At 38.3% G+C, this 14,805-nt stretch carries 14 protein-coding genes; 8 read left to right on the top strand and 6 right to left on the bottom strand.

The window, feature by feature from the left end:
• Nucleotides 1-125: 125 nt before the first annotated feature.
• Together FY049_RS18520 and FY049_RS18515 are read right to left on the bottom strand one after the other, a co-directional pair.
• Entirely contained in the window at nt 126-872 is a 747-nt protein-coding gene (locus FY049_RS18520) for a helix-turn-helix domain-containing protein (protein WP_224964419.1), read from the bottom strand.
• A 12-nt stretch (nt 873-884) separates the two neighbouring features.
• The gene (locus tag FY049_RS18515) at nt 885-2,123 is read right to left on the bottom strand and encodes an MFS transporter (protein ID WP_227515188.1); all 1,239 of its coding nucleotides are present in this window, start codon (nt 2,121-2,123) and stop codon (nt 885-887) included.
• Between the two features lie 149 nt (nt 2,124-2,272).
• On the opposite strand from FY049_RS18515, the gene FY049_RS18510 reads away from it, so the two are divergent.
• Together FY049_RS18510 and FY049_RS18505 are read left to right on the top strand one after the other, a co-directional pair.
• Entirely contained in the window at nt 2,273-2,917 is a 645-nt protein-coding gene (locus FY049_RS18510; RefSeq protein ID WP_004723407.1) for a TetR/AcrR family transcriptional regulator, read from the top strand.
• 141 nt (nt 2,918-3,058) lie between these two features.
• A complete protein-coding gene (locus FY049_RS18505; RefSeq protein ID WP_004823721.1) occupies nt 3,059-3,952 on the top strand; it encodes a DMT family transporter in 894 nt (297 codons plus the stop codon).
• A 634-nt stretch (nt 3,953-4,586) separates the two neighbouring features.
• Here FY049_RS18505 and FY049_RS18500 read toward each other — a convergent pair.
• Genes FY049_RS18500 through FY049_RS18490 form a run of 3 tightly spaced genes read right to left on the bottom strand, consistent with a single transcriptional unit; the run spans nt 4,587 to nt 7,505 of the window.
• Nucleotides 4,587-5,156 (bottom strand): L-threonylcarbamoyladenylate synthase, encoded by a 570-nt coding sequence (locus FY049_RS18500; RefSeq protein WP_096735350.1) that lies wholly within the window; start codon nt 5,154-5,156, stop codon nt 4,587-4,589.
• A 46-nt stretch (nt 5,157-5,202) separates the two neighbouring features.
• Nucleotides 5,203-6,330, bottom strand: a complete 1,128-nt coding sequence (gene dprA, locus FY049_RS18495) for a DNA-processing protein DprA (protein WP_446084152.1) — start codon at nt 6,328-6,330, stop codon at nt 5,203-5,205.
• 23 nt (nt 6,331-6,353) lie between these two features.
• Nucleotides 6,354-7,505: a LysM peptidoglycan-binding domain-containing protein gene (locus FY049_RS18490; RefSeq protein ID WP_034618195.1), complete on the bottom strand. Its 1,152-nt coding sequence runs from the start codon at nt 7,503-7,505 to the stop codon at nt 6,354-6,356.
• Nucleotides 7,506-7,628: 123 nt separating this feature from the next.
• On the opposite strand from FY049_RS18490, the gene def reads away from it, so the two are divergent.
• The 5 genes from def to FY049_RS18465 all read left to right on the top strand — a co-directional run bounded on the left by def (nt 7,629) and on the right by FY049_RS18465 (nt 12,422).
• The gene (gene def / locus FY049_RS18485) at nt 7,629-8,159 is read left to right on the top strand and encodes a peptide deformylase (RefSeq protein ID WP_004723400.1); all 531 of its coding nucleotides are present in this window, start codon (nt 7,629-7,631) and stop codon (nt 8,157-8,159) included.
• Nucleotides 8,160-8,257: 98 nt separating this feature from the next.
• A complete protein-coding gene (locus tag FY049_RS18480) occupies nt 8,258-8,725 on the top strand; it encodes a DUF2946 family protein (RefSeq protein WP_224964417.1) in 468 nt (155 codons plus the stop codon).
• Between the two features lie 70 nt (nt 8,726-8,795).
• The gene (locus FY049_RS18475) at nt 8,796-10,868 is read left to right on the top strand and encodes a TonB-dependent copper receptor (RefSeq protein ID WP_446084151.1); all 2,073 of its coding nucleotides are present in this window, start codon (nt 8,796-8,798) and stop codon (nt 10,866-10,868) included.
• Between the two features lie 42 nt (nt 10,869-10,910).
• Nucleotides 10,911-11,159 carry a hypothetical protein gene (locus FY049_RS18470; protein WP_096735345.1) on the top strand — a complete coding sequence of 83 codons (249 nt, stop codon included), beginning with the start codon at nt 10,911-10,913 and terminating at the stop codon, nt 11,157-11,159.
• Between the two features lie 93 nt (nt 11,160-11,252).
• Nucleotides 11,253-12,422: a hypothetical protein gene (locus tag FY049_RS18465; RefSeq protein ID WP_335954294.1), complete on the top strand. Its 1,170-nt coding sequence runs from the start codon at nt 11,253-11,255 to the stop codon at nt 12,420-12,422.
• Between the two features lie 26 nt (nt 12,423-12,448).
• Here FY049_RS18465 and FY049_RS18460 read toward each other — a convergent pair whose 3' ends face one another.
• A complete protein-coding gene (locus FY049_RS18460; protein WP_446084150.1) occupies nt 12,449-13,657 on the bottom strand; it encodes an oxygenase MpaB family protein in 1,209 nt (402 codons plus the stop codon).
• A gap of 86 nt (nt 13,658-13,743) precedes the next feature.
• On the opposite strand from FY049_RS18460, the gene FY049_RS18455 reads away from it, so the two are divergent.
• A complete protein-coding gene (locus tag FY049_RS18455; protein WP_056518385.1) occupies nt 13,744-14,358 on the top strand; it encodes a TetR/AcrR family transcriptional regulator in 615 nt (204 codons plus the stop codon).
• Nucleotides 14,359-14,805 lie beyond the last annotated feature (447 nt).

The raw sequence follows: 14,805 nt of genomic DNA, 5'->3' as shown, positions 1-14,805 counted from the left end.
AAGTTATATGCTTAATCTAGAGCATAAGATGCAAAATGCACAATTTTAAGGCAATTTTCTATAGTATTTTTGTATATAAACTTATCAATAAAGTGGAATTAGGCTGCTTGAAAAATACTCTAATCTTAAAGATTTCGCATTTGTGCTGGGGTTTGATGAGTGTAACGCTTAAAAAACTCAATGAAGCTGGATGTGTGTTGATAGCCGAGGTCTAAGCTAATTTTTTTAATTGAGACGCCTTGTTGGATCAATGAGATTGCATAAATAATCTTGGCGCGATTACGCCATTCAGACAGCGAAAGTTTAAGGTGCTCTTGGCTAAGTCTAAGTGCATGCCGTTCAGTAATCTGAAAAGTATCGAGAATTTCCTGAAGGCTTTTGGAAAAGCGTGTTGTATCCGACAAATGCTCAAGAATAGGCTTGAGTGTAGGATGGTTGGTTTGCGGTAAATAATGCTCATAACACACACTATTTTGGATTTGATCGACCAACAGTTCTAATAAGTGTTGATAATAGGGGGATGATGGAATCCCTTGTTTCTGCTGCTCTAAAACTTCTTCAATGGTATGACGTAAAAAGGGGCGAATACTTAAAGTCTTTGTGCTTTGGGATAAGCTTTGACAAAGCTGAGGATGAATACGGATACAGATGTAATGCGTCAGTTGATCATCCACAGCTGTACAACAATGTTCGGTTTGCGGCGGAATCCACAAACCATAACTTGGTGGAGACAGATAGGTTTCTTCTGCGACATTGAGTTCTAAAGTCCCATTTAAACTCAAATTAAAATCACCCCATAAATTTGAATGGGGTGTCACCACATCATGCTTTTGATAGAAAAATTCTTCTACAGAAATCAGCGCTGAATACATAGTTGAAAAGACTTAACTCTCACATTGGATGGCCGTGTTTTCAGCTTTGGGGTTATTTAATCCACGACTCAGCGTGAAGATTGAAATAAAGGCCAAAAGGATAAAACTCAGTACACTATACAATAAAATGTTGGCATTAAAATGGTCAACAACATAGCCACCGATTAATGCACCTGTTGCAATCATAACTTGGAAGAAACCAACAAATAACGGCATACCTTTTTCTACAGCTTGAGGGGCGTGTAAAAACATCCAAATATTGGCAGTGGTTGGAAATGCACCAAATGCAAAACCCCAAAGCGCTGTAAGAATAAATGCGCCTGATGGATGAATGGCAAATAGAGGAAAGCCAAAGAATACAACTGCAAAACAGATGGCAACGAATGCAAAGGTATAACGCACATTCAAATTACCGCTATAACCAGCAAAAGCATTACCAAAGATACCTGCGATACCAAATAATAACAGTAGAGAACTGATGGTAGCGCTGTCAAAGCCTGCTGAATTTTTAAAGAACGGGGTCAGATAGCTATATGATGAAAAATGAGCTAAACCAATCAACAAAATAATAATCAAACCTTGTCTGGCTTTACTGATTCTTAACAATGCAGGTAAGTCTTTAAAATGAATGGCGGATTCAGGTTTTAAGCTCGGGATAAATTTAATTCCCAACAGTAAAACAACGAAGCCGATGGCGGAGGTAATTCCAAATGAGGTTCGCCAGCCGTATGCATCACTTAACCATGTCCCAATCGGTACACCAAGAACAGTGGCTAAAGTCACACCAGCCATGACAGTTGCTGTTGCTTTCGCAATAGGTAAATGGCTTGGTGCTAAACGACCACTTAAGGCAATTGCAGTTGCCCAGAATCCACCAATCGCAAATCCAAGAATGAAACGGCTCAGCAATAAAATTTCAAAAGTTGATGCAATTGCAGTGATGGCATTGGCAAACACCATCGTTGCAGACAGGGCTAGGAGTAAGTAACGTCGATCTAAATTTTTGACTAGAACGGGAAGGAGTGGTGCTGCTATGGCGGCCATGATCCCTGGGAGAGTGATCATCAAACCCGCTGTACCAACAGATACATGCAAATCACTGGAAATGTCGTTGAGGACACCAATTGGGAGAAACTCACTGGTGACCAAAGCAAAAGCAGTAATTGCAACGGTTAATAGCGCCAACCAGCTCCCTTGGCTACTGGGGGGAATCTCAGAGGACTGTGGTTCTGAAACTTCTGATTGCATCATATTCATGAAGATATATTCCTGCTGTAAAGCGAAAGCATATGGAGGTATTTTTTAATTCATTAACGATCGTTATAAAAATAAAATATTTGATTAATTTTGTGTTGTCAATTAATTTAATAATGTTCGTTATAAAAATATATGTGAAAGTTATGGCTGATTCTGAAAAACATGCTTTAGTCGCTGAAAAACAAGCACCTAAGCGTGGGCGTGGTCGTCCTAAATGTTTTGATGAACAACAAGCGCTACAAAAAGCCATGTTGTTGTTCTGGGAATATGGCTATGAATCCACATCGATGAGCGATTTAACCAAAGCCTTAAATCTTACTGCACCCAGTATATATAGTAGTTTTGGAGATAAATCACAGTTGTTTCATGCCTGTTTGGAATACTACTTAAAGCATGAGGCATGTCCTTTGGAGGTTATTTTTCAACAAGCCAAAACAGCAAAAATCGCCATTGAAATTTATTTGTATGAAAACCTTAAAAAACTGGTTCAACAAAATAAACCGACGGGTTGTATGTTGGTTACCGCAACCATGAATTGTTCACAAGAACATGCACCGATTCAGCATGATCTTTTGTTGAAAAGACAACAAGTCAAAGAAAATATCTACCAACGTTTGCAACAGGGTGTCAAAGAAGGTGACTTAAACCCACACGCCAATATTCAAGCAATGACAGATTATTATTCAACGGTGATCCAAGGTTTAACCATGCAAGCCCGTGATGGGGTTGGTGCTGAACAGTTACAAAGTGTGGTGACTTTGGCAATCAAAACTTGGGAATTATTTTAAGTTTAAAATATATAAAATAGCATTTGTCTGAAAAGCCCTATAGATGTCTGAAATGCCATATTTAAATTTATTCCGACTTCATCGATAATCATTTCCAGATCCTATTCGACAGTCAAAATTATGTATAGCAATTCAAAACTCATGTGGTGGGCAATCAGTTTACCGATCATTGCAGTATTGATTTGGTCAATGAATATTGCAGTTACACGTTATGTTTCGGATTATATTTCGCCTGTCAGTATTAGCTTTTATCGCTGGTTAGTGGCATTTATTATTTTGACTCCATTTATGTTGCCCCAAGTGTGGAAGCAACGTCATTTGGTTAAACAACATTTTATGCAATTTGTGGTGCTGAGTGCTTTTGGTATGTTCTTGTATCAAGGCTTGGCCTATAGCGCAGCGCATTACACCACAGCAACCAATATGGGCATTATCAACGCCTTTATTCCAGTATTTACCATTTTTGTTTCGATTCTTATTTTACGTGAAATTCCCAATCGTTTCGCTGTTGTCGGCAGTATCTTGTCTTTTCTCGGTTTACTGTATGTGATTGGCCGAGGGGATTTTAGCAACTTGACTCAATTGGCAGGGCACTCTGGTGATTTGATCATGGTCTTGGCTGTGTTCTTTTATGCCTTTTATGGGGTTTTTCTAAAAAAATGGCAATTGAAAGTTCCATTACTGCTGAGTCTCTATGTGCAAATTGCGTTGACCTTGGTCTACCATTTACCATTTGTGCTTTATTATGGCATTGATGCGATTAACCAAGGCAATGTCGCCAGCGTTTTATATGCGGGTATATTACCTTCTCTTGTTGCGCCTTTATTGTGGATGATGGCTGTACAATATCTTGGTCCAAATCGAACCAGCATTTTTATGAATTTAATGCCAGTATTTACTGCAATCATTGCCTACTTCTGGTTGCATGAGGCTTGGACGATGTCGCATACGATCGGTGGTATTGTCATTTTAGTGGGAATTGCATTGGCACAAAAAAAGTCACTTAGTGTCAAAAAAAGTACATTATTGAGTTAAAATTTAAAGTGTTTTGAGTGAAAATTGTTCATTTAAATCTTTATTTTTAACGCTTTTTAAGTGTTAAATCTGAGCAAAATTTGTTTTTTAATTAGTGATTTAACTGTTGAAAATTCAAATAGTAAAACAAATTTAAATACTTAGTTTTATTATTGAAATCCAAGTTATTTGCAATTCACTCAAATGAACAGATATTGCTCAGAAGAATATATTTGTATTCAAAAAAAATTTATAGGATAATATTTTCATCGTAGCGAATTAAGAATTTCTTAATTAAATTGTTCTACACTGAATTTTTCATACCCTCTGGATGTGTTTAACGCATCCTTTTTTATACTCAGCCAACCCTATATGTGGCTGAGTTTTTTTTTGCCTTTTTATTGGCAATATTGAGGGTTTGTTGACAATTCGTCTACGCCTTGCGCTGCAAACAAAGCAATGCTTTGTTCTTGCTCAGGGTTGTGGCTAAAATTATCTCAGCCTACGTTATGAAACTCGAAAATAGTCTCGCTATTCTCTTCGTTTCCTGCTTTACGACGTATACGTCTCATGCTCAATTTTAACCTACAACGCAAGCCATTTATGAAATTCCAACAGGCCCTGAACCCATGTTTGAATGAATATTTTAACGTGTTTAAGCCCGAATCACTTGTGCTGTAGATGCGTCAATGATTTTGCTTGGTTCGCGACTTAAACCAAGATCGCCGTTTAAATAATTCAATTCCGAACCAAAATATTGACTGGCTTGTTGTAAAGATCTTGCTGGTTCTAAACCTGCCGAATTTGCACTGGTCGATACAATAAAGCCATTAAAGGCATTACATAAGGCAATGCACAAAGGGTGATTGGTTACACGAACCGCAACCTGAGCATGCTGGCCTTTAATCCATTGTGGAATTTTATCATCAGCTGGAAGTAGCCAAGTTGTTGCCCGTTCTGTTCTAGAGCGTTGCGTCCATGATTGAATGATTTGTTCACGAATAATAGGGTCAATTTCTGTTAATAGATGCTCAACTTGTGAGAGCTGTCCTGCCAATAAAATTACGCCTTTCTCTATAGGGCGTTGTTTAAGCCTTAAAATTTCTAAAAAAGCCTGTTCATTGAACGGATCACAGCCTAAACCCCATACTGCCTCTGTTGGATAAGCCAAGACTTTACCTTGTTGAAGAATTTGTGCAGCTTCAGCAACTGAGGTTGTAATCATCTATGTTTACCTTGCCATTTCGTGGAATAAGCCACTATTGTGAACCTTAATAACTGACTCGGCAACGTAAGTACAGCCCAGATTGTTGAATACAGTGACCCAAAAGTTCTAATTCCATAAGATCGCTTGTGAGTTGTGCAATGTCTAAATTTGCGTTTTGAGCAAGCGTATCTAAGTCTTGCCCAATCCAATCCAGCAATTGATACAGCTTAAATAAATGCTCGGGAATTTCTGGCATTGGGGATAGTGATTCAGACTGTTGTGCACAATGCCATTGGGTGGGAAGTGCTAAATCTTCAACAATCTGTTCAGGATGATCAACCAGAATGGCCCCTTCACGAATGAGCTGATGACATCCTTGATGATGCTCTCCATAAATATGCCCTGGAATTGCAAAAATCACTTTACCTTGTTCTGCGGCAGCTTGCGCCGTAATCAGTGAACCACTACCCAGTTGTGCTTCTGCGACAACAACACCTAAGCTCAAACCACTCACGATCCGATTTCGATAGGGAAAATTGCGCTGAATAGGCTGAGTTTCTGGCAGGTATTCAGTCAAAATCGTTCCTGAATGCTGCAAAATTTGTTCTTGTAACTGTCTATTTTGACTAGGATAAACCAGATCTAAGCCTGTACCGATCACCGCAATGGTTCGATGGTGTTTTAGTCCACCCATATGTGCAGCGGCATCAATTCCCAGTGCTAGGCCACTGGTAATAAAAAAGCCCTTTTCACTCAAATAGTAAGCAAAATCATAAGCCACTTGTTTGCCATGCGGACTTGGCTTTCGGCTACCCACGATGGCGATTTGCGGTTGACTTAGATTCTGAAATGCACCTTTACCAAATAGAATTGGTGGATGATCAGGATAAGGTAGCAGTTGTTGAGGATAATGAGGGTCGGTATCTAAAACAATAAAATCTGTATGTTTTTGAATTTTATCGAAGCAAACTTGAAATTTGGATTGCCCAAGCGCAGTGAAAAATTCACTGGCTCTTTCAAGATGGTTTTTATGAATTTTGGCTTCAGACCAGCGGTTTAAATTTTCAGCTTGCAGCGCTTTTGCGATAGAACCAAAATGTGTTTCTAATTTACGAAAAGCGCTGAGCGAATGTTGAACCAAATACCAAAGTCTGATGGCATCATATTGGTCATTGGATATTTGCTTCAACATATTTAAATCACATCATGAAAAACTTAGTTATCTGCAATTGCAGGTGGTTTAATTTCAGCACCCATTTTAATTGGTAAATTACTTTCCAAAATATAGGCATAGCTGAGGTGATCAAAACTCTTAAAGATCATCAGTGTACCAATTTTTTGACTTGGTAATTTCACAGACTCTTTAGTTTTTGGGTCACGGACTGTTTCACCTTGTTGGTAAATACTAAAGACTTGCCCAGGTTTAGCACCTTGTAAGCTACCACGGTCAATGGTGACTACACTATATTGCGCTGCTGTACCAATTGAACCTTGTACACGAACCACTTTACCGCCATTGCTGACTTCATTGGTGGTGGTTGGATAGAACAAACTCGGCAATTCAGCATCATAGCTTGGTAGGACATAGTCGCCCTTACGCACTTCAGCATTATAACTTTTGGTTAACTCAAGGGTGGTGACATCATTTTCACCAGCCGCCGCAGTTGCAGAAGCAACCTCAGTTAATTCCATGCCTGCATTAAACTTTTTGCCTTCAGCATTGAGGAAAGTATAAGGTTTTCCTTCACGATAAATCCCATAACGTTGACCCACGACTAAGCCATTTCCACGCGCATAAACGGTTTGTCCTGCACCCGTAATCACACGATTATCAGCAGCGCCGATGGTATAAGGGATGTTCTGTAAAGATTCAGGATTGACCACAATACTGTGTTCTAACCATGGTTGAATATCTGATAATGGAATTACTGAAATCGCATTATTTAAGGATTCAACGCGTATTTGAGGGCGTAAAGATGTTCCACCTTGATGACGACGGATAATTCCATCACAACCATCACCTTCATCTACACCAATCAATGGGCGACCATCTAAAGTACACAACAATAATTTATCGCCTGGATAAATCCAATGTGGATTTTTAACATGCTTATTGCTTGCCCAGATTTCAGGCCAGCGCCAAGGCTTGCTTAAAAATTTCCCCGCAATATCCCATAAAGTATCACCACGTTTCACCACATAGACATTGGGTGCACTGGATTTAAGTGCAGGTGGATTGGTATTTGGACTTGCGTGTGTGATTTCCATGTAAGTGAATCCTGCACTTAAACATAGTGTCACAGCAAGTAATTGTTTCTTGAACCCCTTGGCATGAAAGTTCGTTATGCCAGTTAAAACCTTTTTCATTATCATAATTCCTAAAATTATGTCTCTATATGCGTTATAATACGCATATTACACACATTTTTTTAATGAAGCATATTCTTCATTTAGTTTTAAGATCAATGGCATAGCAACAGAGGGTACAGTATGGCCTTATTACCTATTTTAAGTTTTCCTGATCCCCGTTTACGCACCATTGCAAAACCTGTCGATGTGGTAACTGATGAAATTCGCCAGTTAGCAGCAGACATGTTTGAAACCATGTATGAAGCGCCAGGTATTGGTCTGGCTGCTACACAGGTCGATCAGCATATTCAGCTTATCGTAATGGATCTGTCTGAAGACAAAGACCAACCTATGGTGTTCATTAACCCCAAAATAACACCGCTTACAGAAGAAACCTTATCTTATGAGGAAGGCTGTCTTTCTGTTCCTCAAATATACGATAAAGTTGAGCGTCCGTCACGAGTTAAAATTGAAGCAATTAACCTTGAAGGTCAAGCTTTTGAAGTCGAAGCGGATGATCTATTGGCGGTATGTATTCAACATGAAATGGATCACTTAAACGGTAAATTATTTGTGGATTACTTATCCCCTTTAAAGCGTCAACGTGCGCGTGAAAAAGTGGAAAAAGTGGTTCGTCAGCGTGAAAAGCAAAAAGTTCCAGCAAAACGTTGATCTGAGTAAGTTGAATTTTAAAATTTTCCTGCAATACAAAGCCCAATTTTGTTTGGGCTTTGTTATACTCTGGCTCGAAAAATGTTGAGACGAACGTTTTGTTGAGAATAGGTTTACTGCTCGGTTTTACCGCAGTTTTTTTACAGATTGCTGTATTTTTACAGCCTTTGCTACCGAAGCAATATCAAATTGCGCCGGTCTGTGAAACTATTACTCAAGCTTTAGTACAAAGTCATTTCTACGAAAAGCATCAACATAGCACCCATCATCAACATCAATCTGCATCTTCTGCACATGAAGCTGCCAGTCATGACCATCTATTGGCCCATACTGAACATGCAGCGCCAGAGCAACCAAGTTCACATCACCATGATGCGGGTCACCAGTGCCAATACTGTACAGTCTATGGCAATTTGGTTTTACCTCCTGAACTTGAAATCAAAGAAATATTAGATCGTATCCAAGTGCGACTGGTTGCATTTCAAAAAGCATTTCGACATGTCTATTTTGTATTGCAACGTTTGTTTCTACTTCCCCAAGGGCGAGCCCCGCCACTTTTCGCATAAATCAAAAACTTAATTTTTAGGGTCTTCATTGACTCCAGCCTTGTTTAATTTATGATTTAAGAGAAAGAAAATGGCTCAACCTCAATTCTTTTTACAGCCTTTAGCGGCTGCGGTTTGTGTTGCTTGTTATTCTACAGCGGCATTTGCACACGATCAGGAACATGCATCTCAACTTGCTCCAATCGTGGTTACAGCACAGTTAAATAATGATGCCAATGGTTTGATTATTCATGCTGATCCAAAACAGCCGATTCAACCTGTACCTGCTACAGATGGTGCTGATTATTTGCAAAGTATTGCAGGCTTTAATTCAATTAAAAGCGGTGGAACCAATGGAGATGTCACATTCCGCGGCATGTTTGGTTCACGGATTAAAATTTTAACAGATGGTACCGAAAATTTAGGTGCATGCCCAGCACGCATGGATGCACCTACGTCGTATATTCAACCTGAAAGTTTTGACCGTATTTCGGTGGTAAAAGGACCTCAGACGGTCCAATATGCCAATACTGGTTCAGCAGCCACGGTGATTTTTGAACGTCAAAAACCAACCTTAACAGATGATAAAAATTATCAAGGTCAAGCCAGTGTTTTAGTCGGTTCTTTTGGACGTTTGGATCACAACATTGAAGCTGCTGTCGGTGACAGTAAAAAATATATGCGTATCAATGCCAATCGTTCTGAGTCAAACAGCTATGAGGATGGTGATGGTAATAAAGTGCCTTCTTCTTGGGAGCGCTGGAATACTGATTTAGCCTTAGGCTGGACACCCGATGAAGATACATGGGTTGAACTGACAGGGGGTAAAGCTGATGGTGAGGCTGAATATGCAGGCCGAACCATGGATGGTTCTCAATTTGCACGTGAAAGCCTAGGCTTACGTGTTGAAAAGAAGAATTTAAGCCCTGTGATTAAAAAGCTCGAAGGGCAAGTGAACTATAGTTATAACGACCATATTATGGATAACTTTAGTTTGCGTACACCACCAATGACACATGATATGAATACACATCAAATGGTGTCGAATCCAATGGCAATGCAGGTGACACGCCGTACTTTAAATAGCCGTTTAGCCATGACCAGTGAATGGGATAAGCTCAGTTTAATTACTGGGGTGGATTCTCAGCTGAACAAACATGGCGGCAGTATGTCATCACCTACCATGCCATCCATGAATGTTGCATTTAGAGAGGATATGCGCTTCCAATCTTATGGTGCTTTCGGAGAAATGACCTATCAATTCAGTGATGCTTATAAATTGGTGACAGGTGCACGAATTGATCAAGTTAAAATTGATGCCTTAAAACTGAATGATCAACGTAAAGAAACTTTGCCAAGTGCATTTATTCGTTTAGAAAATCAATCTCCTGAACATAATGCCAAATCTTATATTGGTTTAGGTTATGTGGAACGTGTTCCAGATTATTGGGAGCTATTTAGTACCGCACATGGTAATACTGGTATGTCTAAGCCGACGTTTAATGATCTAAACACTGAAAAAACTTTACAGTTGGATCTCGGTTATCAATACCAACATGATGCATTGAGTGTATGGACATCAGCATATGCAGGGTTGATTAATGACTTTATTTTATTGAGTTATCATAATCATCCAAAAGCTGGAATGGGTGGGCATGATCACGGTTCTTCATTCAGTGCTGGGGCAAAAAATGTCGATGCAACTATCGCGGGTGCTGAAGCAGGGATTGGTTATCAATTTACTGATGCGATCCAAGCGGATGTAAGTGCAATGTATGCATGGGGCGAAAATACCGATACACATAAACCATTGCCACAAATTGCGCCTTTAGAAGGTCGTTTGAATTTACGTTATGTTCAAGATAAATATTCTTTAGGTTTATTATGGCGTGCAGTGGCGAAACAAGATCGTATTAGCTTAAATCAAGGTAATATTGTGGGTTATGACACTGGTGAAAGTAAAAGCTTTACCACCTTGGCATTGAATGCGTCATATAACATTCAAAAAGATCTAAATCTTGCTGTTGGTGTCGACAATGTCTTAGATAAAACCTATACCGAGCATTTAAACAAATTGGGTGTAGGTGCAGATGGTCAAGTCGGTACTCAACAATTTAATAATACAGGGCGTAATTATTGGGCTCGTATTAGCATGAAATTTTAATTGATTTAAAACTGATTTTTTACAGAAATATGAGGATGTTCTATGAGTAATGACAGTAATAAGTTGTCACCTGAAAAATCGTTTTGGGGATGGAAGTTGCTGATTATCGCAATTATTTTAAGCTGTATTTTTATGGGAATCTTCTATTTGGCGATTACCAACGAGCCTGACTATATGCCAAGCCAAAAACAGAATGCAGCTCAGCAACATGATATGTCTAAGATGAGTCATGAAAGTATGCCAAACATGGATCATTCGGCTTCTGCACCAGTGCATGGTCATAATGAATAAGTGAATAGCTCGTGAAATGTAAAAGGAAGCCTTAGGGCTTCCTTTTACATTGAGAATATTTAAAATAGGGCCAAACAGTATAGATAATTAAAAATGAATGAAAAACTAGAGGCTTATCTTAATATTTTTCAACAATATGGTGAAGTTTCCATTGCAAATGATGACTGGATAACTGAATTTGAACAAGCATTTAGAGCACAACTAAAAACTGAAGGGATTGATGAAATTCGAATTTATCAGGCCATTGTACAACCTGATCGAAAATTAATTTGCAGGTTATTTCACCAACCAAGTATGAAAGTTCTTCAGGAATATCCTGCAAGAACGGTATTTCTTCGTTGGTTACCTTTGCTATGTATCGTGTTTTGTTATTTTTTAATCATCTCTCTCATTGCTTTAAGCGTAGACAAAATGCTGACAACTGCATTTCTGCTATTTTTACCTTTTAGTCTGGGTGCGATCATTGAATATGTGAAATCTTTAAAATCCCCAAATTCTTTAAAACAAACATTCTTTCAGCAAATTTATATTGTATTAGGGATCATTGTTGTTGGTGCAGTGATTTTAAGAGAGGGTGTTATTTGTCTTATCATGGCAGCACCTATATTTTTGCTCTGTACGACTTTAGGTGCAACTAGTATGCATTTTTTGTGTAGACGTTTATGGAAGCCCTATAATAAAGTTTATTCCATTGGACTTTTACCTTTGTTGGGGTTGTTCTTATTACCAGATCTATCCCAATATCATAATGGTGTTACGCGCCAAGAAATTATTGTCAATGCACCTATTCATGATGTTTTTGCGTCAATTAACAATATCCAACAGATTCAACCAAATGAAATAAAATATAGTCCAATTTTTACAATGGGCTTTCCAAAACCAATTTCTGGAATGACGGAACAAACTGATGATGGTTTGATTCGTCAAATTTATTGGCAACGTGGTATTCATTTTCAAGAGAAAATTATTCAGTCTCATGCACCTACACAGTTGGCTTGGACATATATTTTTACACCAGAATCATTTCCAAAAGGGTCTTTAGATGATCATTTGAAAATGGGGGGTGCATATTTTAATTTGTTGACAACAGACTATCAATTGGACGCCGTTAATCCACAGCAAACGAAAATGGTGTTAACCATTGATTATCGTTTATCAACAGAAGTGAATTGGTATGCGGACTTGTGGACACGCTATGTACTTAATGAATTTAGTGATGTTGTTCTCAATATCTATAAACGCCGTTTAGAAAAACAAAGTTAAGGCATAAGCCTTAACTTTTCCTTTGTTTACTGATGCATACTCGCTAATTGTTTCCCGGCATTTTGATAAAGTTCGAGTGCATATTCTTGTTCTGCACGACCATTCTGTTGTAAATATTGATCCAGTTTGTCGATATGCTTAGCACTACGGTAGAGCAGGGTATTTTTTGCAATTAAATAAAGCGGATACCAAGCCAAAGTACGTGGCTTGAGTCCTAGGTTTTTCATTTTACGTTGCCCAATAAAAAACTGGGTAATATCCAAGTGATTTTGATAGGCTTTTTTCTGCAAAAAAGAATTAAAGTGTTTGTAATGTCGTTCAAAAGGCTCTTTGGATAAGCTGATGGCTAAAGCTTTGCTACTTTCATCGGCTTTAGGATGGGCATCATTCATCCATTGCAGTAGTTTCCATGCGTCAGACTCTTTATTAACTAGCCATTTTTCATCTACTCCCATTAGCCAGCCCGTATATTTCCAAAAATGCATGATGGCTTCTGATTCGGTTTTGCTTGGAAAAATACCAATGGCTCTGACACCGAGAAGTAACACCGCACTAAATGCGATATTGGTCATGGCTTGATCATATTGATTGATCGGCGCTCCCCAAATATCGTTATCCCAGTCTTTGGATTTATTGAGTTGATGTCGTACCAACGAATGAATAAAACGCACATAAATGGTGGAAGTAAAACCATTGTTAAAACGAGAGAAACTATCTTGTTGATTGACATCAAGCCACCATTTGTGGGTTTCAGCTAAGCGTTTTCCAGCGTATTTATGTAAAGCACCTGTCATAATTAACGGTTGATTAAAACCAGGGTATTGATAACCCGTCATTAAAGCCACATCGCGTAAAATAAAAGTACCATTTGTCCCTAAACGATGGGTAAATTTGATCGCAGTTTCAATTTTAGCTGGATCAAGCCAAGTAGGCGCTTGTTCAACCATTTTAAAAAAATCAGTTAATTCAGGGATTTCATTGGGAAGTTTATCCAAACCTTGATACAAGGCTGTTTCAAAAAGCTTTCTATTTTGTCTAGGATTGGTCATCACCCAATCCATAACTTTATCCATCGCGATATCACCAGTCTGTAAGGCTCGATTGAGTGAAAGATATTCGTCATAACTCGGTTGTAACTGCTGGTCTGTAAAATAATAAAAAAGCTTAGACTTCATATTTGTTCGTGCCATGGTCTCAAATGAGGCAAGGCGTTGTGGCTTAATTAATGTTTGCATTTTGAGCGCGACCTGATTATTGTTTAGTCAAACTCTAATATGAATAATTATTCGCATTCAATTCGCATTTTGGAGTGAACCGCAAGATGAGAAAACAACCACAACAACAACGTGCTCGGAATGTCGTAGATAGTATCTTGGAAGCAACTCAATTATGTGTTGCTGAATATGGCTTAATCAACGTCACCACACCCAAAATTTCAGAAAAATCAGGAGTCAGTGTTGGTTCTATCTATCAGTATTTTGGAAATAAAGAAGAAATTATTCAGGAGCTTTTAAGTCGTAAAAGTGAGCAGCTGGGGCTTGCGTTGAAACAGATTGCGATTAGCCAAGAAGAATTGAGCTTAGAAGAAATCATTCCACTTAGTCTTCAATTCGGTTTTGACATGATGAAAGCCGATGGTGGCTTTTTTATTGAAGTGCTTAAACATTGGCATGGCTATAACAATTCAGAAGCAGCAAAAGTGTTAGAAAAGCATTTCTATGAAGTGGGATTGTATGTATTTAGCCGTTTTTTTAATCATTGGAGTTTTGAAGTACTTAAAAATAAATCCTTTGTGATTATCAATAGTACGCTTTTTACCATGATGCGTTATGTCAGTCATAATAATTTTCTAATTTCAGAACAGCAGCTAAAAAAAGAATTAACTTTGATGATCTTGGCTTATCTAGAGCAAGGCGCCAGCCCTAATCCGCTTTAAGATAGTCTTTAATGGTGGTAGGGATCCATAGATTGTACTCGACTTATATAGACATACATCCAAATACAAATAAAGCTTGGTTTTATCAAACCCGATTTTATAGAGTTGGTTCTATAGAGTGAGTTTTATCGCGTTGGTTTTAGCGAGTCTAAGTATTGTTTGAGTTGGGACAAGATATTGATTTCTTTCTCAGGAATAGTTTGATGCTTCTATTCAATGATAAAAGTGATCTATCTCCTTATATAGATTTTAATCGCCGTATCTCTATTAAATTGCATTTATAACAATGCTAAGGGTATACAAGAGGCCGTTTTAGTTGTTTTAGTGAATATATGATGGGGTATTGGTTTTTTATTGCTGTGTTTTTATGCAAAAAAGCAGATTTTTAAAGAAAAAGTGCTGTTTTAGAAGAATAAATAAACAAGTGATAGATAAAATGAAAAATAA

Source organism: Acinetobacter sp. 1125_18A, from assembly GCF_052824985.1.
Note: the sequence above shows the minus strand (reverse complement) of the source record. Positions and strands in the feature narration are given on the sequence as shown.